We start from the raw sequence: 23,374 nt of genomic DNA on the forward strand, positions 1-23,374 counted from the left end.
TCATCAGAGATACAAAGAGTGAGCGCTATCCTTCGTACGGTGGACATCCTCGCGTACGTGCCCGGTGCCTCACGACCAATCCGCGAGAAGTAGCCAAGTCGACATCAGATCTGGCCAAGAATAGGTACCGACCCTTCGCGCGGGCGGGGTCAGGGCCCTTGAATTTGCCTGATCGGGCGGTGAGATGGAAATGAACCTGAGCAGCGTGCACACGAACGCGATCGGCCACCTGGCCGAGGACCCTCCAAAGAAGCCGAATATCGACACCATCATCGGCGGGATCGCCCCGGACTGGGGCCCGTTCGCGACCCTCGGGTCGGAGGCCAGGGTGATGGTCGAGGTCATCATGGCCGTCGCCATCCTCATCTGCCTCGGCATCGCCGTCTGGGGGGCGGCCAAACAGCGGATCGGTGCGACCGCGATGCGCGACAGCTTCGGCGCCGAACAGGGCAAGGGGCTGATCGTCGCCGGTCTGACCGGCGTGTTCATCATTGGATCACTCGGCACTCTGTTCACCATTGTCTACGGCATGGCGATCTGACGATCGGACAGCAGTAGCCAGGCCCGCCCGCCCCGGGGCCAGGTCCCCGTCCGGACCGCCCCGAGCCCACCTGCCAGCAGTCCACCCCCCGTTCCCACCCTCCGTCCGCGCCCGCCCCCGGCGGAGGGCCCCCGGAGCCCCCCGGCTCCCCGCACCAGGAGGGCCGCCGTGCCGTTGTCCGACGACCAGCCGCACACCCGTACGCGGCTGCCGGTCGGCGAACAGCCCTCCTCCCAGCCGACCCCGCGTCAGGCCCGACCGCTCCGCACCCTGCTGACCGTCCTCGTCGTCGCCACCCTGCTCGTCGTGGCCATCGCCATCGCCAACCGCGACAAACCCGACCCCGGCCGCTCCGCCGACCACGCCGCCCCCACCGCGCCCGCCGGCGCCGGCCCCGCCCCCAGCGGCGACCAGCCCGTCGGCACCACCACCAACGGCATCGGATCCGGCTACCCGCACACCGACCAGGGCGCCCAGTCCGCCGCCGCCAACTACGCGGTGGCGATCGGCTCCGCCGACATGTTCCGCGCCGACAGCCGCCACGCCATCGTCGCCACCATCGCCGACCCGGGCGCGGTTTCCGGCCTGCAGAGCCGCCTGGACCAGGGGTTCGGCGGTGACACCGCCGCCCGTTACGGCCTCGACGCCCAGGGCCGCGCGCCCAAGGGCCTCACGTTCGTCAGCCGCACCGTCCCGGTCGGGGCCAAGTCGACCGGCTACAGCGACGGCGACGCCAAGGTCGAGGTCTGGTGCACCGGCCTCACCGGCCTCGCAGGCGAACACTCGGTCCAGCCCGTGACGACGAACTGGTTCACCCTCACGCTCTCGCTCCACTGGACGGGCAGCGACTGGAAGCTCACCGACTTCACCAGCAAGCAGGGTCCCGCGCCGATGCCGGGGGACCAGCAGGCCGCCACCGCCGACGAGATCACCGGCGCCGTCCAGCAGTTCGGGGGGTTCCGCTATGCCCGTTGACCAGACCTCACACCGTTCCACCGGACGCCGAGCGGGCACGCTGGCGGGGGCGTTCGCCGCCTTGCAGGTCGCGGCGCTGCTGGCGGCCCAGCGGGTGTTCGCCGAGCCGTCACCGACGGCCACGCCGACGCCGACCACGACGCCGAGCGCCAACTGCCCTGACCTGCCGATCTCCGGCAACGGCATCCTCTGCGTGGACAAGCCGGGCGTCGGCTCGCTCCCGGGCAGTGGGACCGTCGGGAGTGTGACCGATCCGTTGGGGTCGTTGGCCAAGGGGTGTGCCCAGGCGGCGGCTTGGGTGGTGCGGAAGCTGTCGAGCGCGATCGACGGGACGACGCAGGTGGACTTCACCAATGCGTCGTTCCTGCAGCAGTACGCGGTGGTGTTCGCCGTGTCGACGGTGATCACGCTGGTGCTGTGGCTGCTGGCGGTGACGAAGCGGGCGGTGCGGGGGGCGCCGTTGGCGACGGCGTTCACGGAGGCGATCGGCTTCCTGTGGCTGACCGTCGTGGCGTCCGCGTTCACGCCGCTGATCCTCTACACCGTGGTGAGCGTGACGGACGGGCTGACCAAGGCGATCGCGGTGGGGACGAAGTCGGACACCGGGTCGTACCTGGGCGCGTTCGCCGACACCCTGGAGAAGGGTGACATGGGCGGCGGCCCGCTGATCCTGATCATCGTGTCGCTGGTGGCGGTGCTGGCGGCGGCGGTGCTCTGGATCGAGCTGTTGATCCGGGCGGCGATGCTGTACGTGGGCGCGCTGCTGGGTACGGCGGTGTACGCGGGGTTGGTGGACAAGCAGCTGTGGAAGCACGTGCGCCGGTGGGCGGGGGTGATGGTGGCGGTGGACCTGGCGAAGCCGATCATCGTGGTCATCCTGGGCCTGGCGGGTGCGGTGGCGACGGGTGCCGGGGCCAGCGACGACTTCGCGCGGGTGCTGTCGGGGCTGGCGATCCTGTTCCTGTCGATCTTCGCGAGTGCCGCGGTGTACCGCTTCGTGCCGGGCTTCGGCGACGAGATCATGAACATGCGCCATGCCCGGGCGAGCGCGGTGTCGGCCGGATCGGCGATGATCAACGGCACCGCGAACCTGATGAAGCAGGGCATCACCACCCACGGTGACCGCGGGCCGGTCGGTGCGGGTGGCGGCGGCGGGGGTGCGGGCGGCGGTTCCGTCGCGCCGGGCATCGCCGCGCACGCCGGGCGGACGCCGGCGCCACCACCGCAGGCCGGGCCGCCGCAGACCTCGGTTCCGATCCGCGACAGCAACTCAGCGAAGGGAGGGTGACGGGTAAGTGAGCAGTGAACCGCTCGGCCAGTACGGAGCCCAGTACGCCCAGCCGTACGTGCACCAGCGCCGCACCTACCTGATCGGCAAGGCCCGCCCGAACGCGCCGATCGGCCGCAACCGGGAGTCCGGCGAGATCGTCCTGATCATCTTCGGGGCGTTCCTCGGCATGCTCTGGGGCCTGCTGATGCCGATCCTGCCGCTGCGGATCGGCGGCCTGATCGGCCTGCCGATGGTGGCCATCGCGGCGGTGTACGTGCCGTACCGCAGGCGGACGTTCTACAAGTGGGCGGAGATCAACCGCACCTACCGCCGGACGGTGCGGAGCGGCCGGTCGGTGTGGCGCTCGGATGTGATGGACGCCGGGACCCGGATGGACGGCCGCGAGGTGGAGGTCGGCCCGCCTCCCGGGGTGGGGCGGCTGCGCTGGCTGACCGCGCCGTTCGGGCCGGACGAGGTCGGGGTGCTGATGCACCTGGAGCGGCGGACGGTGACGGCCGCGATCGAGATCGAGGGCCCGGGTGTCGGCCTGCGCGACTCGGAGGACCAGGAGGCGCTGGTCGACCGGTTCGGCACGCTGCTGAAGCACGTCGCGAACGGGGACGGCTTCGTGACCCGGTTGCAGATCCTGGCCCGGACGCTGCCGGCCGACCCGGACGCGCACGCCAAGGACGTCGAGCGGCGCGGGGACCACGACGCGCCGCGCTGGCTGCAGGACTCGTACGACCAGTTGCAGTCGATGGTGTCGACCTCCTCGGAGCAGCACCGGGCGTACCTGGTCGCGTGCATGCACTACACCCGCGACCTGGCGGCCGAGGCGCACGCGATGGGCCGTACGGCGACCGGTCGGCGGGCCCGGGACGACGAGGGGCTGGCGGCCGTGATGGCGCGCGAGCTCACCGACATCTGCGCCCGGCTGGCGGAGGCGGACATCCGGGTGCGCCAGCCGTTGGGGCAGGCCCGGCTCTCCTCGCTGCTGCACTCGATGTACGACCCGGACCACCCGATCGACCACATCCAGGCGATGTCCCGGCGCAACGCCTGGCCGGCCGAACTGGACGCGACCAACCCGCAGTACCTGGAGGCGAAGACCCGCGAGTCGGCGACCCGGGAGCCGTGGTGCCACGCCACCGCGTGGATCAAGGAGTGGCCGCTGACCCCGGTGGGGGTCAACTTCCTGGCGCCGCTGCTGGTGCACACCCCGGACGTGATCCGGACGGTCGCGGTGACGATGGACCTGGAGCCCACCGACGTCGCGATCGAGCGGATGCTGACCGAGAAGACCAACGACGAGGCGGAGGCCAGCCGCGCGGCCAAGATGAACCGGACGGTCGACCCGCGCGACCTGGCCCACACCGGCCGGGTGGACCAGCGCGGCGACGACCTGGCCTCCGGCGCGGCCGGCGTGAACCTGGTCGGCTACATCACGGTGTCCTCGCGCAACCCCGACGCGCTGGCCCGGGACAAGCGCACCATCCGGGCCTCGGCCGGCAAGAGCTACCTCAAGCTGGAGTGGTGCGACCGCGAGCACCACCGGGCCTTCGTCAACACCCTGCCGTTCGCGACCGGCATCCGCCGCTGACACCCGGTCCGCACCGCTCCACCACCGCCCGTCGACCAGACCAGGAGGCCGTACATGGCGCTCGGCAACCTCTCCGAGGCGTTCACCAGCCTGATGTTCGGCAAGGTGGAGACCACCCGGCTGCCGGTGCGCACCTCCACCGGCCAGGCGCAGGCGGTCTACCTGCCCACCGCCGCGCCGGGGCTGGGCGACTCGGGCGTGATCATCGGCCGTGAGGTGTACAGCGGCAAGGGGTACGTCTACGACCCCTTCCAGCTGTACGGGCAGCAGCTGCCGGCCCCGCACTGGCTGGTGCTCGGCGAGTCCGGCAACGGCAAGTCGGCGCTGGAGAAGACGTACGTGCTGCGGCAGTTGAGGTTCCGCGACCGGCAGGTCGTGGTGCTCGACGCGCAGGGCGAGGACGGCGTCGGCGAGTGGAACCTGATCGCCAACGCGCTGGGCATAAAGTCGATCCGGCTCGACCCGATGGCCGCCCGGGACGGCGGGGTGAAGCTCAACCCGCTGGATCCGGCGATCACCCAGACCGGCCAGCTGTCGCTGCTGCGCACCATCGTCGAGGTGGCGATGGGGCGGGGTCTGGAGGAGCGGGCCGGGTTCGCGCTGAAGGCCGCGCACGCCCATGTGGTGGCGACGGTGACGGACCGCCAGCCGGTGCTCGACGACATCATCGACACCCTGCGCAGCCCCGAGCTGTCCTCGGTGGAGTCGCTGGGCGTGGCGGTGGACGAGGTGCAGTCCTGGGGCCTGGACGTGGCGCTGGTGCTGGACCGGCTGGTCGACGGCGACCTGCGCGGCATGTTCGACGGGTCGACCACCGACGGCATCGACCTGGACGCGCCGCTGATCGTCTTCGACCTCTCGCACATCGACCGGAACTCGATCGCGATGCCGATCCTGATGGCGATCGTCGGCGTGTGGCTGGAGCACACCTGGATCCGGCCGGACCGGAAGAAGCGCATCTTCCTGGTCGAGGAGGCCTGGCACATCATCAACAGCCCCTTCGTGGCGCAGCTGTTCCAGCGGCTGCTGAAGTTCGGCCGCCGGCTCGGGCTCTCCTTCGTCGCGGTGGTGCACCACCTGTCGGACGTGGTGGACGGCGCGGCGGCCAAGGAGGCGTCGGCGATCCTGAAGATGGCCTCCACCCGGACGATCTACATGCAGAAGGCGGAGGAGGCGCGGGCCACGGGCCGGGTGCTGGGCCTGCCGCGCTGGGCGGTGGAGATCATCCCCACCCTGTCGCCGGGCATCGCGGTCTGGGACGTCAACGGCAACGTCCAGGTGGTCAAGCACATCATCACCGAGGCCGAGCGGCCGCTGGTGTACACCGACCGCGCGATGACCGAGGACGCGGTGGCCGAACGGGACCGGGCCGAGCGGCAGTTGGCGGCCGAGCCGGGAGTCTGAGCGGCCGGCGGGGGTCCGGGCGGCTCTGCCGGGCGGCGCCGGGAGGCTCGGACAGGCGGCGCCGGGAGGCTCGGACGGGGGCAGCGGCCCTGGTCGGACGGCGACGGTTCGTCAGGAGGTAATCCTCTCGTTACGTTCGACATCCTGACAGCTACGCGCGTTGACTCTAGGCTTCACAGGCGCAACACATCGCTCAGACGCCCGGTCCAGTCCACAGCGGGCGCTCCTCCAAGGTGCAGGGGACCCTCATGCTCACCGTCAGATCCCGACGCGCGGCGCTCGCCGTCGTCGCCGCCGCAGGTCTGTTCGGCACGGTGGCCGTGCCGACGGCCGCGCAGGCCGCCGACGCCAACGCCAAGCGTCACAAGACCGTCAACCTCCAACTGCTGGCGATCAACGACTTCCACGGCAACCTGGAGCCCCCGGCCGGCTCGTCCGGCACCATCCGGGAGATCGACCCGGCCACCGGCAAGGAGGTCTCGACTCCGGCCGGTGGCATCGAGTACCTGGCCACCGAGCTGCGCAAGGCGCGGATCCCGGCCGACGACTCGATCACCGTCGCGGCCGGCGACATCATCGGCGCCAGCCCGCTCACCTCGGCGCTCTTCCACGACGAGCCGACCATCGAGGCGATGGACAAGCTCGGCCTGGACGTCACCTCGGTCGGAAACCACGAGTTCGACGAGGGCGCGCAGGAACTGCGGCGCATGCAGGACGGCGGCTGCCACCCGGTCGACGGCTGCTACGAGCCCGGCCGCACGTTCAAGGGCGCCAACTTCAACTACCTGTCGGCCAACGTCACCGACGAGAAGACCGGCAAGCCGCTGCTGGCCCCCTACTGGGTGACCAAGTCCCAGGGCGTGAAGGTCGGCTTCATCGGCGTCACCCTGGAGGGCACGCCGAACATCGTGACCGCCGAGGGCGTCAAGGGCCTGAAGTTCGCCAACGAGGTCACCACGATCAACAAGTACGCCGCCGAGCTCAAGGCCAAGGGCGTCAACTCGATCGTCGCGCTGATCCACGAGGGCGGCTACCCGGCCAGCAGCGTCTACAACTACGACTGCGGCCCGGCCGGCCAGGGCATCTCCGGTCCGATCGTCGACATCTCCAAGAAGCTCGACCCGTCGATCGGCGCCATCGTCACCGGCCACACCCACAACGCGTACGCCTGCACCATCCCCGACCCCAACGGCGTCCCGCGCTCGGTCACCAGCGCCGCCTCCTTCGGCCGGCTGTACACCGAGATCGACATGAAGCTGGACAAGACCACCGGCGAGATCGTGCGCCCGACGGTCAAGGCCGAGAACCACGTGGTGCGCCGCACCGTCGAGAAGGCGCCCGACATGACGGCGCTGGTCGACCACTACTCCAAGCTGGCCGCCCCGATCGCCAACCGGCCGATCGGCTACATCGCCTCGGACATCAACGGCCGCGGCAACAGCGACCTGGAGAAGCCGCTCGGCGACCTGATCGCCGACGCGCAGGTGGAGGGGCTCGCCCCGGCCGCCAAGGGCGGGGCGCAGATCGCCTTCATGAACCCCGGCGGCATCCGCGCCGACCTGGTCTACAAGGCCTCCGGCGCCGAGGGCGACGGCGTGGTGACCTACGGCGAGGCGTTCACCGTCCAGCCGTTCACCAACATGATGCAGGTCAAGACACTGACCGGCGCCCAGCTGGTGCAGCTGCTCCAGCAGCAGGTCAGCGGCTCCAACGAGGCCGCGCCGAAGATCCTCCAGGCGTCCTCGGGCCTGCGCTACACCCTGGACATGCGCAAGACCGGCGCGGACCGGGTGGTCGTCGACTCGATCCGGCTGAACGGCGCTCCGATCGACCCGGCCGCCAAGTACCGGGTCGCGGCCAACGAGTTCCTGGCCGGCGGCGGCGACGGCTTCCCGGCCTTCGCGGCCGGTACCGACAAGCTCGTCGGCGCCTCCGACCTGGACGTCTTCGCGGCCTACCTGGGTGCCCACAGCTCGGCGGCCTCGCCGCTGAAGGCCCCGGCGCAGGACCGGATCAAGGTCATCGGCCCGGGCGTCGACATCGACTGACCGTGAGCCGGTACGGGACGGGCGGGGCGCTGTCGGGGCGCCCCGCCCGTCCTGCGTTGTCCGCGGTCCCGCCCTATTCGGGGGTGGGGCCGCCGGGCAGCCGGACGGTCGCCAGCGCGCCCGGGCCGCCGTCCCCGGCCGGGCCCAGCGACACCTCGCCGCCCGCCTCCCGGACGCTCTGCGCGACGATCGACAGGCCCAGGCCGGAGCCGGGCAGCTGCCGCGAGGACGGCGAACGCCAGAACCGGTCGAACACGTACTGCAGTTCCTCCGGCGGAATGCCGGGGCCGTGGTCGCGGACGGTCAACACGCCCTGCTGGAGCCGGACTTCGATGGTGCCGCCGGGCGGGCTGTACTTGACCGCGTTGTCCAGCAGGTTGATCACCGCGCGTTCGAGCCCGGGGGCGTCGCCGTGCACGAACCAGGGGTCGGTCGCGGTCTCGAAGACCAGCCCCGGGCCGCGCAGCTCCGCCCGCTCGACCGCCCGTCCGGCGATCTCGTGCAGGGCCACCACGGTGGGGTTGTGGACCGGCTTGGGGGAGTCCGGGCGGGACAGCTGGAGCAGGTCCCCGATCAGGACGGTGAGCTCCTGCATCTGCGCCTTCATGTTGCCCAGCAGCTTGGTCTTGGTCGCGGCGGGCAGCGGGCGGCCCGTGTCGTTGCTGCGGATCAGCAGGTCGACGTTGGTGCGCAGCGAGGTGAGCGGGGTGCGCAGCTCGTGCCCGGCGTCGGCGATCAGACGGGTCTGCCGCTCGCGGGAGTTGGCGAGGGCGGTGCTCATCGAGTTGAAGGAGGTGGAGAGCCGGGCGATCTCGTCGTCCCCCTGGACGGGGATGGTGGTGCCGACCTCCTCGGTGCGGGCGATGTGCTCGACGGCGTCGGTGAGTTGGTCGACGGGCTTGAGCGCGGACCGGGCGACCACGCGGCCGGCGATGGCGGCGAGGATGATCCCGCCGAGGGCCACGCCGCCGAGGATGAAGGCGAGTTGCCGGAGAGATTCCTCGGCGGCCTGCGTGGAGGTGGCGACCAGCACCAGTGCGGTCGGATAGCCGAGGACCTCCGAGGGGGCGCTGGTCACCAGGACCATGGCGGGCTTGCCGTTGGTGTAGTGGCCGTCCCGGATGATCGACTGGCCGGGCTTGAGGTTCAGGACCTTGCTGTCGTCCGTCTGGACCAGGATCGCCTTGCTGGCGCTCATCGGCAGGCAGACCAGCGGGGGCCGGGCCGGGCCGAGCAGGACGTACTGGGTGTCCCGGGGGACGGAGGCTCCGACCGGGGGCTGCCGGACGTTGCCCTGGAGGTTCCGGAGGGCGGCCTGGGGGGTCGCCGCGCAGTCGCTGATGTTGATCGGGGGGAGCTGGACCCGGATGTTCTGGAGGTCGCTGCGGATCAGCCCGTACATCCGCTGTTCCACGATGAACCAGCAGGCCAGCGCCGACAGGGCGATGGCCACCGCGACCGCGGCCGCGCTCAGGAAGGTGAGGCGGCTGCGGAGGGAGCGGGAGCGGAGCCAGTGGGTGAGGCGCCGGCGGCGGGGGGCGCCGGGTGGAGCCAGTGGCGGGGGCGGGTAGGGCGTGGGGGAGGTCACGTGGTGGCGCCGGCGGCCGGGCGCAGGGCGTAGCCGACGCCGCGTACGGTCTGGATGAGGCGGGGCATGCCGCCCTGCTCGGTCTTGCGGCGCAGGTACATCACGTAGACGTCCAGGGAGTTGGAGGAGGGTTCGAAGTCGAAGCCCCAGACGGCCTTGAGGATCTGTTCGCGGGTGAGGACCTGGCGGGGGTGGGAGAGGAACATCTCCAGCAGCATGAACTCGGTGCGGGTGAGTTCGACGGGCTTGCCGGCGCGGGTGACCTCGCGGGTGGCGGTGTTCATCCGCAGGTCGCCGAAGGCCAGCACCTCGCTCTCGTCCTCGGCGGCGGCGCGGGCGGCGGCCTCGGTGGCGAGGGCGTTGCGGCGCAGCAGGGCGCGGACGCGGGCGAGCAGTTCGTCGAGCTCGAAGGGCTTGGCGAGGTAGTCGTCGGCGCCGACGTCCAGGCCGGTGACGCGGTCGCCGACGGCGTCGCGGGCGGTGAGCATCAGGACGGGGACGGTGTCGCCGCGGGAGCGCATCCGGCGGACGGCGGTGAGGCCGTCCATCCGGGGCATCATGATGTCCAGCAGGACGAGGTCGGGCCGGTCGCGTTCGACGGATTCCAGGGCCTCGTAGCCGTCGGTGGCGGTGGCGACCTCGTAGCCCTCGAAGGCGAGGCTGCTCTCCAGGGCGTCCCGGAGGGCGGGTTCGTCGTCGACCACGAGGAGCCGGGCGGAGGGGTGGCCGGCCTCGGCGGGGGTGCGGTCGTCGGCGGACGGGGTCATGGGCTGCTGCCCTTTCTCGTCGGGTGGAGGGCCTGCTGGGAGTACCGGGGGTAATTGTCCGTCTTACAGGTTCTGGCCGGCCTCCAGTTTCGGCAGAACCTGCTTGATGTCGTTGATCGGGATGGCGAAGCCGAGGCCGACGCTGCCGGCGCTGCTGCCGCCGCCGCCGGCGGTGGAGCTGGCGCCGCTGGGGGCGTACATCGCCGAGTTGATGCCGATGACCTGGCCGTTGGCGTTGATGAGCGGGCCGCCGGAGTTGCCGGGGTTGAGGGCGGCGTCGGTCTGGAAGGCCTTGTAGGTGGTGGTGCTGCCGCTGTTCTGCTGCGGGAGGTTGCCGCGCGTTCCGGGCAGGTTGGGCAGGCCGGGCAGGCTGGGGAAGCCGAAGCCGCCGTTGCTGCTGGTGGTGCCCTCGTCGAGCTGGACGGTGACGTCGCGGTTCTCGGCGCTGATGATGCCGGAGGTGACGGTGCCGGTGAGGCCGTCGGGGTTGCCGATGGCGACGACGGGGTCGCCGACGGCCACGCCGGAGGAGTCGCCGAGGGTGGCGGGGGTGAGGTTCTTGCCGCCGCCGGCGGTGATCACGGCGACGTCGAGGGACTTGTCGGTGCCGGTGACGGTGGCCGCGGAGGTGGAGCCGTCCTTGAAGGTGACGGTGATCTGGCCGCCGTCGGCGGCGGTGTCGATCACGTGGTAGTTGGTGAGGATCCGTCCGCTGGTGTCGAGGATGACGCCGGTGCCGGTGGCGGTGCCGTTGCCGTTCTTGACGGTGATCTGGACGACGCTCGGCGAGACGGCGGCGGCGATGGCCGGCACGTCGGCGCCGCCGTCGGAGCGGGCGGAGACGGGGCTGGCGACGGTGCTGGTGCGGGTGGCGGAGCCGTGCTGCTCGGCGGCGACGAACCCGCCGGTGACGCCGCCGATGACGGCGGCGACCGCGGCGACGGCGGTGACCAGGGCGAGCCGCCCGCGCAGCAGGCCGCGCCGGGTGCGGTTGCCGTGGCCGCCGTGGCCGCCGTGGCCGCCGTGGCCGCCGTGACCGCCGGGCCGGCCGGCGGTGGGCGGCTCGGGGGGCATGGGCGGGGGCGGGGAGTCGAAGCCGCCGGCCGAGTGGTCCTCGCGGTACCCGTAGGCGGTCGTGGCGGCGCTGCTGCCGAGGACGGTGCCCTCGACCACGCGGGGCTCGTACGGGCCGTACTGCTCGTCGTGGTGCTGCTGCTGTTCGCTCATGCAGACCAAAGTCCGCCTGGTGGATGAGGATGGCATGAGAACCGGCTCAGAAGGGTCCGAGAAGCCCGTTGGGTTCTCATAAAGCCTGGTCAGGCGGTGTGCGGCGGCGGGTGGAGCGGAGTGCGCTACTCCGCTTCCCCGGTCGGGACCGCCGCGGCGCCGCCGCAGCCGCAGGAGCGGCGGATCACCAGGCGGGACGGGAACTTGCGGACCCGCTCGGTGTCCGATCCGGGCACCATCAGCGAGTCGTCGAGCACCAGGTCCACGGCGGCCCGGGCCATCGCGTCGCGGTCGGAGGCGACGGTGGTCAGCGGCGGGTCGGCGAGCGCGGCCTCGGGGACGTCGTCGAAGCCGGCCACCGCGAGGTCCTCCGGGACCTTCAGGCCGACCTCGCGGGCGGCCCGCAGCACGCCGATCGCCTGGTCGTCGGTGGAGCAGAAGATCGCCCGCGGCCGGTCCGGCGAGCGCAGTACCCCGAGCGCGACCTCGTACGCGCCGTAGCGGTGGAACGGCGCGTCGATCAGGTGGGGCTCGGTGGGCAGGCCGTGCGCGTCCATGGCGCGCTGCCAGCCCTCGACGTGGTCGATGACCGGGTCGCCGGGGGCGGGGGACTCGACCGGGCCGCCGAAGCAGGCCACGTACGGGTGCCCGTGCACCTCCAGCAGGTGGCGGACGACGGCCTCGGCGCCGCCCACGTCGTCGGTGACCACCGCGACGTCGTCGATCGCCTCGGGGCGGCGGTGCAGCAGCACGACCTTGGCGCCCTCCATCGCGGCGAACTCCTCGGCGGCGCGCTGCGAGGGGCCCTGGCTGACCAGGATCAGGCCGGAGACGCGCATGCCGAGGAAGGCCCGGACGTAGTGCACCTCGCGGTCGTCCACGTAGTCGGAGTTGCCGATCAGCACGAGCTTGCCGCGCTCGGAGGCGGCCCGTTCCACGGCGTGCGCCATCTCGGCGAAGAAGGGCTGGCGGGCGTCCGGGACGACCATGCCGATCAGGTTGGTCCGGCGGGAGGCCATCGCCTGGGCGACGCTGTTCGGCCGGTAGCCGAGCTGCTCGATCGCGGCGAGGACCTTCTCCCGGGTCGCGGGCGCGACCGGGCGCGGCCCGTTGTTGATGACGTAGCTGACGACCGCGGTCGAGGTACCAGCCAGCCGGGCTACATCGTCGCGCGTCACTTTGGCCACGGGGGGAGTCTACGCGTGTGGCGTGCGCGTCGGCAGTGGGACCTGGGGCTTTCCGGCAAGGCTTTCGGCAGGTGCCGGGGGAGCGAACCGGACAAGCCGGGCGGGGTCGGCCCGCCCGGCCGCCGGTCAGGCCTCCAGCGGCGCCGAGGGGCGCTGGGCGAGCTCCGGGCGCTCGCCCTTCTCCGGCTTCTCCGGGACGACGAAGCGGTAGCCGACGTTGCGCACGGTGCCGATCAGCTGCTCGTGCTCGACGCCGAGCTTGGCGCGCAGCCGTCGGACGTGCACGTCCACCGTCCGGGTACCGCCGAAGTAGTCGTAGCCCCAGACCTCCTGCAGCAGCTGGGCCCGGGTGAAGACCCGGCCGGGGTGCTGGGCGAGGTACTTGATCAGCTCGAACTCCTTGAAGGTGAGGTCGAGCGCCCGGCCCTTGAGCTTGGCGGAGTAGGTGGCCTCGTCGACCGAGAGGTCGCCGTTGCGGATCTCCATCGGGCTGTCGTCGGTGCTGATGTGGAGCCGGCCGAGTGCGAGCCGCAGCCGGGCCTCGACCTCGGCCGGGCCGGCGGTGTCCAGCAGGACGTCGTCGATGCCCCACTCGGCGGTGACGGCGGCGAGGCCGCCCTCGGTCACCACCAGGATCAGCGGGCAGCCGATGCCGGTGGAGCGCAGCAGCTGGCAGAGGCTGCGGATCTGCGGCAGGTCGCGCCGGCCGTCGACCAGGATGACGTCCGCACTGGGGGTGTCCACCAGGGCGGATCCCTCGGCGGGGGCCACCCGGACGTTGTGCAGCAGCAGGCCGAGGGCCGGCAGCACCTCCGCGGAGGGTTGCAGAGCGTTGGTGAGGAGGAGGAGAGAACTCATACCCGGTAGTCCCCTTTCCGGGTCGTCGCGGTCGCGTTACGGCTGCCGCCACAGCCGGATGGCGCACGTGCTGAGGGCGGGGGGAGGAGGACGGACGCCCGAGGAGCGCCGGAGGACCGGCCGGTGCGCAGGACGCGACGGCGCACGCGCCGAGGGTCCCGCAACCCCTGGCGCACCGTTTCTGCCCTGTTCATCCCGCGAATCCTCCGGTTTGTTCCGGTCCCGGGCGGCGGCCCGGGTGCCGGGTGGACACCCCGGCCGGCCGGGGCACGTCGTCGTGCCGCGTGGGGCGGGGCGGTTCCCGCGACGCGCCGGGGGTGGGCCGACGAATCGCAAGAATGTCCGTACTGGCGTCCTGAAAGCACAAAAGGACCCGGGGGCGACTCTGCCCGGATCCCTCTTGGACGTCGAGAATAGCCGACGGCCCTCCGCGCCGGGAGGGCTCGAATCCGGCGGTTCGCCCAATCCGGGCGCGCGCCGGGTGAGCCTGGACACAGCTTCGAGCCGTCCTCCGGGCCCCCTCGGCCAGGGCGATTGCCCCTCGTGGCGGCGGACACGCCATCATGGGACGCACATCGGCGGCGCCGTGCGAGTCCATCTTTCGGGTGGTCGGGCGGCCCGGTGGCGAGCCGGACCGGGGCACCGGGGCCGGGCGAGGACGACGAGAAGGGGTGGCCCGATGGGTGCGACCACGGAGCCCGCGAGCGGCGCCCGGGTGCGCGGGACGATCCGCTACTGGGCGGCCGCGAAGTCCGAGGCCGGGCTGGCCGAGGAGCCGTACGAGGCGGTGACCCTGGCGGAGGCGCTGGCACAGGCCAGGCGGCGGCACGCGGACCGGCCGAAGCTCGTCCAGTTGCTCGGGCACTGCTCCTACCTGGTCGACGGCTCCCAGGTCGGCGGCCGGGACCACACGGCCGTGCCCCTCACCGAGGGCGGCACGGTCGAGGTGCTGCCCCCGTTCGCGGGAGGCTGAGCGGCGTGACGGACATGAACAACGCGAACCAGGGCGGCTACGGCGAGTGGCCGCAGCAGTCCCCGCCGCCCCAGCCGCCCTACCGGCATCCGCAGCAGCAGCCCCACCCCCCGTACCCGCAGCCGCCGTACCCGCAGGCCCAGGCGCCGCAGCCGGGGCAGCAGCCGCCGTACGGCTACCCGGGGTACGGTCAGCCGCCGATGGATGACGCGGCGACCACGCTGCTGCCGCCCGTCCCCGCGCTGGACGACGCCACGGCGACCACGCTGCTGCCGCCCGTGCCGCCGATGGACGACGCGGCCACCACGCTGCTGCCGCCCGTGCCCCCGATGGACGACGCGGCCGCGACGACGCTGCTGCCGCCGGTGGTCGTGTCCGGCGCGATGCCGACCGCTCCGCCGGCCTGGACGCCCGCCCCGCCGCCGCCGGCGGCACGGCATGCCGCGCCGCCGCAGGCCCGGCACGCCGCTCCGGCACCGGTCCCGCGGCAGGCGGCCCCGCCGACGGCGCCCCCGCAGCAGGGGCAGGGAGCGCCCGCCCTCGACTCGCCGACCATGACGCTCAAGCGCCCGGTCGCCCCCGGCGGCCCGGCGGGCGCCCCGGCCGCGCCGCCGTACGCGGCCGTCCCGGCGCGGCCCGCGCCGGTGGCACCGCCCGCCGGCCCGCGCGGCCGGACCGGTTCGCCGATCATCGATCCGGGCCTTCAGCCCGCGCTGATCACCGCCGGCGTGGCCGCGCTGCTGGCCGGCGGCGCCGCGCTCGGGCAGGTGGCGCTGGCACTGGTGGTGGCGCTGCTCCAGGTGCTGACGGCGGCCGGCTGGTTCCGGCTGAACGGGATGTGGCCGGCCCGCCAGGGCATCGCGCTCGCCGCGCTGGCCGGGCTGACCGCGGACGCGGCGGTGCTGCTGGCGGACTCCGAGGGCAGCGTGGCGGCGGTGGTCGGCACGCTGGGCGGGTTCTTCCTGCTGGTCCTGGTGCTGCAGACGTTCCGTCCCTCGGACCCGAAGGAGCGGTTCTACGCGCTGACGGTGCTCGGCTCGGCCACGGTGGTGACGGCGCTGTGCACCTCGCTGCTGGTGGCCGACTGGGTGCCGGCCGGGGTGGGCGCGGTCGCGCTGGCCACCGTGCTGGCGGCGGCGCCGTTGCCCGGCCCGAAGCTGCTGGGCCCGGTGCTGGGCCTGGCGGCGGCGGTGCTGCTGGGTCTGCTGGTGGGCGCGCCGCCGGCGCTGGGGGTGCTGGCGGGGCTGGGTGCGCTGGTCGGCCGACGGGTCGCGGCGTACGACTTCCCGTCCCGGTTCGTGCACATGACGGCGGGCGTGGCGCTGCCGCTGGCGGTGGCCTCGCCGCTGATCTGGATCGCCACGGACCTGCTGGCCGGCTGACACCCGGCCGACGACGGCGAGTCCCGCTCCGGAACCATGCTCCGGGGCGGGACGTCGTACGGTCGGGCGGGAACGGCCTTGGCCGGGGCCGCCATGGAACGCCGGGCAGGGAACGCCGGGCGAGGAACACCGGACGAGGACAGCGAACGACGACGGCGACCGGCGACGACGGGGAGTGCGATGCGCGGATGGCTGAAGGCGACGATCGGCCTGGTGGTGCTCTCCGGCCTGCTGGTCGGTGCCGACCGGATCGCGGTCGGGGTGGCCGAGGACCAGGCCGCCGACCGGATGGTGAGCAGCGGCCGGATGAGCCAGCGGCCGGACATCTCGATCGAGGGCTTCCCGTTCCTCACCCAGGCGCTGTCGATGAAGCTGGACGACGTCCGGATCTCCTCCGACGGCCTGACCGTCGGTGACGGCGGCCGCCAGGTGGCGCTGCGCTCCTTCAAGGCCCGGCTGTCCGGCGTCACGGTGAGCGACAGCCTGAGGAGCGCCACGGTGGACAGCGGCACCGGCAGCGGCCTGATCTCGTACGCGGACCTCGCGCAGCTGCTGCCGCCGGCCTCCCAGCTGATGTCGGGGGCGGGCAAGCTGCCGGTGGGCGGCAACACCCGGCTGGCCCTGTCGTACGGCGGGCCGGGCAAGATCAAGGCCGCGCTGGGGCCGGTCGCGGTCGGCGAGGGCTCGGTGCACAGCAGCGGGAGCACCGTCACCGCGGACGGCTTCCAGCTCAGCGCGCTGGCCGGGATGTTCGCCGGGGTCACCGACCAGCGGCTGAAGCCGATGAGCTTCACCCTCGACTCGCTCCCGGCCGGGCTGAAACTGGCCGACAAGGACGGGGCGACGCCGCTGCCGGAGGGCCTGCAGCTGACCTTCGAGGGCAAGGGCGTCAACCTGCTGGGCTGACCGGCCGGTCGATTCCGCTCCCGTGCCGTTCCCTCCCCCCGTTCCCTCCCTCCGTTCCTTCCATTTCTTCCGTCTCCTGCGTTCCGCTCCGCGAGACGCGCCGTCCGGCGCCTCTCGCGGAGCGGTGTCGTTTCCGCCCGTTGTGGGCCGCCCGGGGCCGCCGGCCTCGGGCGGGACGGCGGCCCCGCAGGCCATGAAAGGGTCAAATCTCGGCATTCGGGCTATTCAGTCTCGACATTCGGTACGCTGATGACAGCGGGCCTCCGGTGTCCCTAGCATCGTCGACATGAAGCGACAGACGGATCTCACGAAGCGGCGGGCGGTCGACCTGTGCCGCGTGGCCGCCTGTCTGTGTCGAATGCGCTAACTCGGCGTTTTGGCTGGGCAGTTGAAGCCCGCCGCCGATTTTCCCGGTGACCTTGCCCGGCCACCCCGGCCGGCCGTCGCCGCCGCACCCCGCAGCTCCCCGCCGGTCGGCCCGGACCGCCACTCCCGTCCCAGTATTCGGACAGGAATTCGGACCGCAGTCGCCCGGGCACCCAGCAGCACCGCCCGAGCAGAACCTTCCGCACACCGCCCTCGGATGGAGAACACCACCATGAGCCGCAGCGACGTCCTGGTCGACGCCGACTGGGTCCAGGCCCACCTGGACGACCCGAAGGTCGTCATCGTCGAGGTCGACGAGGACACCTCCGCGTACGACAAGAACCACATCCGCAACGCCGTCCGGATCGACTGGAAGCAGGACCTCCAGGACCCGGTCCGCCGCGACTTCATCGACCAGGCCGGCTTCGACGCGCTGCTCAGCGCCAAGGGCATCGCCAACGACGACACCGTCGTGCTCTACGGCGGCAACAACAACTGGTTCGCCTCGTACGCCTACTGGTACTTCAAGCTGTACGGCCACGGTGACGTCCGCCTGCTGGACGGCGGCCGCAAGAAGTGGGAGCTGGACTCCCGCGACCTGGTCGCCGAGGTGCCGGCCCGCGAGGTCACCGAGTACCGGGCGCAGGCCGCCGATTCCTCGATCCGCGCCTTCCGCGACGACGTGCTCGCGGCCATCGGCCAGCTCAACCTGGTCGACGTCCGTTCGCCCGACGAGTTCTCCGGCAAGCTGCTCGCCCCGGCGCACCTCCCGCAGGAGCAGTCGCAGCGCCCCGGCCACGTGCCGAGCGCCCGCAACATCCCGTGGGCCAAGAACGCCAACGACGACGGCACCTTCAAGAGCGACGACGAGCTCAAGGCGCTGTACGAGGCCGAGGGCATCGACCTGGCGAAGGACACCATCGCCTACTGCCGCATCGGCGAGCGCTCCGCGCTCACCTGGTTCGTCCTGCACGAGCTGCTCGGCCAGGAGAACGTCAAGAACTACGACGGTTCGTGGACCGAGTACGGCAGCCTCGTCGGCGTGCCGATCGAGCTCGGCAGCAACTGAGCCCGCGGCTCGACCGTCGTCAGAAGGGAAGACAAGACATGTGCGGTGCGAAGGCCGGCGGCCCGGACCTGGCAGGAGTTGACGTGGCGAACGAGACGATCATCCAGGGTTCGGTGACCCGCGACGGTGAGCCGGTCAACGGCTACGTCCGGCTGCTCGACGAGGGGGGCGAGTTCACGGCCGAGGTTCCCACCTCGGCGACCGGCCAGTTCCGGTTCTTCGCCCGCCCGGGCAAGTGGACCCTGCGCGCGCTGGTGCCGGGCCAGACCGTGGACCGTCAGGTGGTGGCCTCCCAGGGCGCCGCCGTCGAGGTCGCGATCGCGGTCTGATCGGTACCCGATCCGCCCGTTCCACCTGAGCCACCCGAACCACCCGATCCGCCTGATCCACGGGCGGAGTACACCGAGGGCCCTGCCGCGGCAGGGCCCTCGGTCGTACCGTGGAGACGTGCAGACAAGGCGGCGGCGGCATTACTACTTCGCCCTGATGGGCGTCTGCCTGGGCCTGTTCGTGCTGGCCTGGGGCGTGGTGAGGTTCTTCTCCGTGCCCGCCGCCATCGGCATGTGCGTGGTCGCGATGGTGATCCCGCCGGCCGCCGCCGTGTTCGCCAACAAGCGGGACCCGGACGACGACTGGTGGAACGACCCGCGCTGGGACGACCCGAAGTGGGACGAGCCCGGCCACGACCGGGACCGCCCCGACCACGAGGAGCACCCGTAGCCGTCAGTAGACGAGTGCCTGGACGTTGTCCGCCATGATCTCGCTGACGAAGACCTGCGCGCCCGCGATCCGGACGCCCTCGACGGTGTCCTGCTGCACGATCCCCCGGCGGGCCGCACACTGGGTGCACAGCGTCACCGAGCCGCTCGCGAGGATCGCCTCCAGCAGGTCCGGAAGCGGTGCCGCGTGCGGCAGTTCGAACTCCGCCGCCCGCCCCGGCAGGGCGAACCAGGAGGACTCCCCGGTCAGCCAGAGCGAGACCTCGATCCCGCTGGCGACGGCCACCGCCGCGACGGTGAACGCCTGCGAACACCGCTCCGGCGCATCGGCCCCGGCGGTGACCTTGATGACGAGTTTCTTCGACATGGCGCCACCTTAGAGGGCTCGCGGCCCCCGCTCGCCGTCATCCCGGGATCCCTTGGGGAAACCTTGGACGGCGGAGGAGAATCGGCGCGAACGATGACGTGGTGGGGCTCACCGCGACCGGTCGATGACCGGCGGATAGAGTGAGCGGCAGCAAAATCCACCACACTGTCGCCGCCTGGGAGCCACCCGTGTCCGGTCTGGAAATCTTCTTCGACGGTCTGCTGGCCCTCATGGCCGTGCTGATCACCTGGTTCGCCATCTTCTCGGTGATGAAGCTCTACCAGGGCCAGCGCTGATCCTGCCGTACGGTTGAGGCAGCCCACACCGACGACGACAGCGACCAGGAACATGATCGAGATCCCCTCCGACCTCCACAAGGACGTCGTCCCGCTCGCCTTCCTCCTCGGCACCTGGGAGGGCGCGGGCGTCTATGCCCCGTTGCCAGATGAAGAGGGCCCTGGCGCCGAGAAGTGCAACTTCGGCCAGGAGATCGTGATCCGGCACGACGGCCGGCCCTTCCTGGAGTTCCGCTCCCGCACCTGGGTGCTGGACAACGAGGGCGAGAAGGTCCGCCCGCTGGAGAACGAGCACGCGTTCTGGCGCATCACCAGCAACCACGACGGCACCAGCGGCGTCCGCGGGATCGAGATCTCGTCCGTCCGCGACGACGGCACCGTGGAGATCTGGTACGGCGAGCTGGCCGACGGCAAGCCGCAGATCGACGTCTCCACGGACGCGGTCGCCCGGATCGAGGGCTCGCCGGAGTACTCGGGCGGCAAGCGGCTGTACGGCTTCGTCAACGAGGAGCTGCTCTGGGTCGGCGAGAAGGCTGCCCCGAACGTGCCGCTGCGCCCGTACATGTCGGCCCAGCTGAAGAAGGTGCTCAGCCCGGCCCAGCTGATCAAGGACATCAACGACCTGCCGGACGACGGCATCGCGTTCTTCAAGTGAGCCCGGCGCTCCGCTGAGCGGTACGGCTTTCGCGTGAGGTAGGGACCGGCCGCCGGCCGGTCCCTACACTTGCCTCAGGACCCCCGACCTTGGCAGGGACAGCACCGTGGCGGACACCGGCACCACCGACTGGCAGCTCTCCGGCGACTGGAAGGCCGACCTGCGCGAACGCGGCTACCGGCTGACCCCGCAGCGGCAGCTCGTACTCGAAGCCGTCGACCGCCTCGACCACGCCACCCCCGACGAGATCCTCTGCCACGTCCGGCAGACCGCCAGCGGCGTCAACATCTCCACCGTCTACCGGACCCTGGAGCTGCTGGAGGAACTCGGCCTGGTCTCGCACGCCCACCTCGGCCACGGCGCCCCGACCTACCACCTGGCCGGCCGCCACCACCACCTGCACCTGGTCTGCCGGGACTGCGACAAGGTCTCCGAGACCGGCACCGAGATCGCCGAGCCGCTGATCCGCAGCCTGCGCGAACAGCACGGCTTCGACACCGACCTCAAGCACTTCGCCATCTTCGGCCGCTGCGCCGACTGCACCGCCAAGCTCGCGGACGGCCGGTCGTAAGCTGGCCGGTATGAAGAGCCCGCTGCTGAGCCTGCCCGGAGCCGTCCCCGCCGAAGGCGCCGACGAGGGCGTCGCCGCCCACTACGGCGACATCTTCCGCGAGCAACGCAACCTCGCGCGGGGCACGGGCTTCGTGGACCTCTCGCACCGCGGCGTGCTCACCGTCACCGGCCAGGACCGCCTGGCCTGGCTGCACCTGCTGCTCACCCAGCACGTCAGCGCGCTGGCGCCGCAGGAGGCCACCGAGGCGCTGGTGCTCTCCCCGAACGGGCACGTCGAGCACGCGCTCTACCTGGTCGACGACGGCACCACCACCTGGGCGCACGTCGAGCCGGGCACCCAGGAGGCGCTGCTGGGCTACCTGGAGAGCATGAAGTTCTTCTACCGGGTGGAGGTCGCCGACGCGACCGCCGAGTACGCCGTGGTGCACCTGCCGGCGGGCTCCACCGCCTCCGTCGAGGGCGCCGCGGCGGTGCGCGAACTCCCGTACGGGCGCGACCTGTTCGTGCCGCGCGCCGAGCTGGCGAAGCTGACCGCCGGGTACGGCCCGGCGGCGGGGGTCTGGGCGTACGAGGCGCTGCGGATCGAGGGCCACCGGCCGCGGCTGGGCTTCGAGACCGACCACCGGACCATCCCGCACGAGGTGGACTGGCTGCGCACCGCCGTCCACCTGCAGAAGGGCTGCTACCGCGGACAGGAGACCGTCGCCCGGGTGCACAACCTGGGCCGGCCGCCGCGCCGCCTGGTCTTCCTGCACCTGGACGGCACCGAGGAGACGCTGCCCCCGCACGGGACGCAGGTGCGGCTGGCCGCGGAGCCGGACGGGCGCCCGCTCGGCTTCGTCACCTCCTCGGCCCGCCACCACGAGCTGGGGCCGATCGCGCTGGCGATCGTCAAGCGGAACGTCCCGGTGGACGCGGTGCTGCTGGCCGGGACGGTGCCGGGCACCCAGGACGTGATCGTCCCGCAGTAGCCCGTGCGCCCGGCTGCGGTCAGACCTCCACGAGGACGGTGAACGGGCCGTCGTTCACCAGCGCCACCTGCATGTCGGCGCCGAACCGGCCCGTCTCCACCTTGGCGCCGAGCGCGCGCAGTCGGGCGACCACCTCGTCCACCAGGGGCTCGGCGACCGGGCCGGGGGCGGCGGCGTTCCAGGTCGGGCGGCGGCCCTTGCGGGCGTCGCCGTAGAGGGTGAACTGGCTGATCACCAGCAGCGGGGCCCCGAGGTCGGAGCAGGACTGCTCGACGCCCTCGTCGTCGGCGGGCAGCAGCCGCAGCGTCCACAGCTTGCGGGCCAGCTGGGCGGCCTTGGCCGGGGTGTCCTCGTGGGTGACGCCGACCAGGACGCAGAGTCCGGGCCCCTCGATCGCGCCGACGGTCTCTCCGGCCACGGTCACCCTGGCCTCGGTCACTCGCTGCACCACTGCTCGCATGCCGCCATTGTGCCGGAGGCCCGGAGCGTGCCCGACGGGCACCCGGCGCCGTGCCCGACGGGCACCCGGGGCGTGCGGGAGGGGCGCGTGTACAGGTGGTGCACGCTGGGTGGTGCGCGCCTGCGCGGGGTCGGGCGCCGCTCTTCCTGCGGAAAGGTCCGGTCATATCAGCCACCCCCGTTCGCCAGGGGGCCGTTCGGGTGCACGGGCGGTGCGCCCGCGCCGGGCGGGGTGGCACGCTGGTGGACCGTACGGAGGGCCCGGCGCGCCATATGGTCCGCCGCACCGGGCCGGGCTCGGCCGGGCGGTCGAGCCCGTAGGTCAGGCGTTCTGGCGGCATCGCCCCGGTGGGTGGTTCCGGCCGGGAACCGGAACCTTCGGGGGCGGCCGGGCGTGCCAACGGACGGGACGCGTGAGCCCGTCGGGGGACGGGCCGGACCGGCGGCAGGGACGCAGTGCCGCGAGCGGGCGGGATCGGACGACGGCAGGTGGGTTGGTTGATGGACGCGAGCAGCGCGGCGTGGGACCGGTCCGGGCACGTGGCGGAGGTCGCCGGGGGCGCCGGGGCCCTGGGCACGGCGATAGAGCCCGATCTGGAGCGGCTGGGCCTGGACCAGCTGCGGATCCTGCGCCGGGAGACCCTGGAGCAGGAGGCCGACCTCTCCTACCTGCGGCGGCTGCTGCACGGGCGGATGGACATCCTGCGCGCCGAACTCGACCGCCGGCCCGGCGGTCCGGTCCGGGCGGCCGGGCCGGCCGGGGCGGGCGGCGCCGACGGGCCCCCCGGCGACCTGCTCGACCGCCTCCCGGCCATCCTGACCGACGCGCCCTCCACCGTGCGGCGCTCGGCCCGGCACGTCACGCTCGGGCCGCCGCGCGGCCACGAGTCCCAGCTGGAGGCGGCCGAACTGATGGGGGACGTCCAGCTCGCCGACCTGGCCGCGCACCCGGCGGAGGAGCTGCTGGCCGCGCTGGAGCGGCTGCGCGCGCACGAGCGCGAGGTGTCCGGGCGGCGGCAGCGGCTGCTGCGGACGGCCGACGGTTGCAGCGCGGAGATCACCCGCAGGTACCGTGATGGGGAAGCACGGGTCGAGGACCTGCTCGCAGGGGGGCCGCTCTGACCGGGTGAGGTACCACGGGCGGGCGGGGCCCGGCTCGCCCCCCGGTCCACC

The 23,374-nt window shown here is 72.4% G+C and carries 24 protein-coding genes; 17 read left to right on the forward strand and 7 right to left on the reverse strand.

Going from position 1 to position 23,374, the window contains the following annotated elements:
- The first annotated feature begins 190 nt into the window (after positions 1-190).
- From AB0P03_RS31610 to AB0P03_RS31635, 6 genes are all read left to right on the forward strand, one after another.
- Complete coding sequence (locus AB0P03_RS31610; RefSeq protein WP_350885142.1) at positions 191-541, forward strand: hypothetical protein; 351 nt, start codon at positions 191-193, stop codon at positions 539-541.
- A gap of 168 nt (positions 542-709) precedes the next feature.
- Entirely contained in the window at positions 710-1,516 is an 807-nt protein-coding gene (locus AB0P03_RS31615) for a hypothetical protein (RefSeq protein ID WP_363632075.1), read from the forward strand.
- Between the two features lie 94 nt (positions 1,517-1,610).
- Positions 1,611-2,804 carry a hypothetical protein gene (locus tag AB0P03_RS31620; RefSeq protein WP_363632077.1) on the forward strand — a complete coding sequence of 398 codons (1,194 nt, stop codon included), beginning with the start codon at positions 1,611-1,613 and terminating at the stop codon, positions 2,802-2,804.
- 7 nt (positions 2,805-2,811) lie between these two features.
- Positions 2,812-4,386 (forward strand): SCO6880 family protein, encoded by a 1,575-nt coding sequence (locus AB0P03_RS31625; RefSeq protein WP_350885148.1) that lies wholly within the window; start codon positions 2,812-2,814, stop codon positions 4,384-4,386.
- Positions 4,387-4,440: 54 nt separating this feature from the next.
- Positions 4,441-5,790: an ATP-binding protein gene (locus tag AB0P03_RS31630; protein WP_363586551.1), complete on the forward strand. Its 1,350-nt coding sequence runs from the start codon at positions 4,441-4,443 to the stop codon at positions 5,788-5,790.
- 248 nt (positions 5,791-6,038) lie between these two features.
- Positions 6,039-7,838, forward strand: coding sequence for a bifunctional metallophosphatase/5'-nucleotidase (locus AB0P03_RS31635; protein ID WP_363624999.1), 1,800 nt, complete (start codon positions 6,039-6,041; stop codon positions 7,836-7,838).
- Between the two features lie 73 nt (positions 7,839-7,911).
- Here the strand turns inward: AB0P03_RS31635 and AB0P03_RS31640 are convergent, their stop codons facing one another.
- From AB0P03_RS31640 to AB0P03_RS31660, 5 genes are all read right to left on the reverse strand, one after another.
- Positions 7,912-9,426 carry a HAMP domain-containing sensor histidine kinase gene (locus AB0P03_RS31640; protein WP_363632078.1) on the reverse strand — a complete coding sequence of 505 codons (1,515 nt, stop codon included), beginning with the start codon at positions 9,424-9,426 and terminating at the stop codon, positions 7,912-7,914.
- Positions 9,423-10,193, reverse strand: a complete 771-nt coding sequence (locus tag AB0P03_RS31645) for a response regulator transcription factor (protein ID WP_363586554.1) — start codon at positions 10,191-10,193, stop codon at positions 9,423-9,425. The genes AB0P03_RS31640 and AB0P03_RS31645 overlap by 4 nt, the downstream gene beginning before the upstream one ends.
- A 63-nt stretch (positions 10,194-10,256) precedes the next feature.
- Positions 10,257-11,420: a trypsin-like peptidase domain-containing protein gene (locus AB0P03_RS31650; protein WP_363632080.1), complete on the reverse strand. Its 1,164-nt coding sequence runs from the start codon at positions 11,418-11,420 to the stop codon at positions 10,257-10,259.
- A 125-nt stretch (positions 11,421-11,545) separates the two neighbouring features.
- A complete protein-coding gene (locus AB0P03_RS31655; RefSeq protein ID WP_363632082.1) occupies positions 11,546-12,607 on the reverse strand; it encodes a LacI family DNA-binding transcriptional regulator in 1,062 nt (353 codons plus the stop codon).
- Positions 12,608-12,733: 126 nt separating this feature from the next.
- Positions 12,734-13,465, reverse strand: a complete 732-nt coding sequence (locus tag AB0P03_RS31660) for a response regulator transcription factor (RefSeq protein ID WP_350885162.1) — start codon at positions 13,463-13,465, stop codon at positions 12,734-12,736.
- A 679-nt stretch (positions 13,466-14,144) separates the two neighbouring features.
- On the opposite strand from AB0P03_RS31660, the gene AB0P03_RS31665 reads away from it, so the two are divergent.
- From AB0P03_RS31665 to AB0P03_RS31695, 7 genes are all read left to right on the forward strand, one after another.
- On the forward strand, positions 14,145-14,438 hold the full coding sequence (locus AB0P03_RS31665; protein WP_363586557.1) for a MoaD/ThiS family protein: 294 nt from the start codon (positions 14,145-14,147) through the stop codon (positions 14,436-14,438).
- Between the two features lie 5 nt (positions 14,439-14,443).
- Positions 14,444-15,820: a hypothetical protein gene (locus tag AB0P03_RS31670; protein ID WP_363632083.1), complete on the forward strand. Its 1,377-nt coding sequence runs from the start codon at positions 14,444-14,446 to the stop codon at positions 15,818-15,820.
- A 180-nt stretch (positions 15,821-16,000) separates the two neighbouring features.
- Positions 16,001-16,726, forward strand: a complete 726-nt coding sequence (locus tag AB0P03_RS31675; protein ID WP_363586559.1) for a DUF2993 domain-containing protein — start codon at positions 16,001-16,003, stop codon at positions 16,724-16,726.
- Positions 16,727-17,012: 286 nt separating this feature from the next.
- The gene (locus AB0P03_RS31680) at positions 17,013-17,093 is read left to right on the forward strand and encodes an Ms5788A family Cys-rich leader peptide (protein WP_350517234.1); all 81 of its coding nucleotides are present in this window, start codon (positions 17,013-17,015) and stop codon (positions 17,091-17,093) included.
- Between the two features lie 231 nt (positions 17,094-17,324).
- Entirely contained in the window at positions 17,325-18,161 is an 837-nt protein-coding gene (locus tag AB0P03_RS31685) for a sulfurtransferase (protein WP_363632085.1), read from the forward strand.
- A 38-nt stretch (positions 18,162-18,199) separates the two neighbouring features.
- Positions 18,200-18,490: a DUF1416 domain-containing protein gene (locus AB0P03_RS31690; RefSeq protein WP_030244525.1), complete on the forward strand. Its 291-nt coding sequence runs from the start codon at positions 18,200-18,202 to the stop codon at positions 18,488-18,490.
- A gap of 118 nt (positions 18,491-18,608) precedes the next feature.
- Positions 18,609-18,881 carry a DUF3099 domain-containing protein gene (locus AB0P03_RS31695; protein WP_350885170.1) on the forward strand — a complete coding sequence of 91 codons (273 nt, stop codon included), beginning with the start codon at positions 18,609-18,611 and terminating at the stop codon, positions 18,879-18,881.
- Between the two features lie 3 nt (positions 18,882-18,884).
- Here AB0P03_RS31695 and AB0P03_RS31700 read toward each other — a convergent pair whose 3' ends face one another.
- On the reverse strand, positions 18,885-19,247 hold the full coding sequence (locus AB0P03_RS31700) for a DsrE family protein (RefSeq protein ID WP_063348267.1): 363 nt from the start codon (positions 19,245-19,247) through the stop codon (positions 18,885-18,887).
- A gap of 348 nt (positions 19,248-19,595) precedes the next feature.
- Between AB0P03_RS31700 and AB0P03_RS31705 the strand changes: the two genes are divergently transcribed.
- From AB0P03_RS31705 to AB0P03_RS31715, 3 genes are all read left to right on the forward strand, one after another.
- On the forward strand, positions 19,596-20,198 hold the full coding sequence (locus AB0P03_RS31705; RefSeq protein ID WP_063348266.1) for an FABP family protein: 603 nt from the start codon (positions 19,596-19,598) through the stop codon (positions 20,196-20,198).
- Between the two features lie 106 nt (positions 20,199-20,304).
- Positions 20,305-20,769 carry a transcriptional repressor gene (locus AB0P03_RS31710; RefSeq protein ID WP_363586561.1) on the forward strand — a complete coding sequence of 155 codons (465 nt, stop codon included), beginning with the start codon at positions 20,305-20,307 and terminating at the stop codon, positions 20,767-20,769.
- A 10-nt stretch (positions 20,770-20,779) separates the two neighbouring features.
- Complete coding sequence (locus AB0P03_RS31715) at positions 20,780-21,742, forward strand: glycine cleavage T C-terminal barrel domain-containing protein (protein ID WP_363586562.1); 963 nt, start codon at positions 20,780-20,782, stop codon at positions 21,740-21,742.
- 19 nt (positions 21,743-21,761) lie between these two features.
- Here AB0P03_RS31715 and dtd read toward each other — a convergent pair whose 3' ends face one another.
- A complete protein-coding gene (gene dtd / locus AB0P03_RS31720; protein ID WP_363586563.1) occupies positions 21,762-22,202 on the reverse strand; it encodes a D-aminoacyl-tRNA deacylase in 441 nt (146 codons plus the stop codon).
- A 500-nt stretch (positions 22,203-22,702) separates the two neighbouring features.
- Here dtd and AB0P03_RS31725 point away from each other — a divergent pair, with 500 nt between their 5' ends.
- Positions 22,703-23,323 carry an ABC transporter substrate-binding protein gene (locus AB0P03_RS31725; RefSeq protein WP_363632086.1) on the forward strand — a complete coding sequence of 207 codons (621 nt, stop codon included), beginning with the start codon at positions 22,703-22,705 and terminating at the stop codon, positions 23,321-23,323.
- The last annotated feature ends 51 nt before the right edge of the window (positions 23,324-23,374 follow it).

Origin of the sequence: Kitasatospora sp. NPDC088779 (assembly GCF_040685395.1) — a bacterium.
Classification (GTDB): domain Bacteria; phylum Actinomycetota; class Actinomycetes; order Streptomycetales; family Streptomycetaceae; genus Kitasatospora.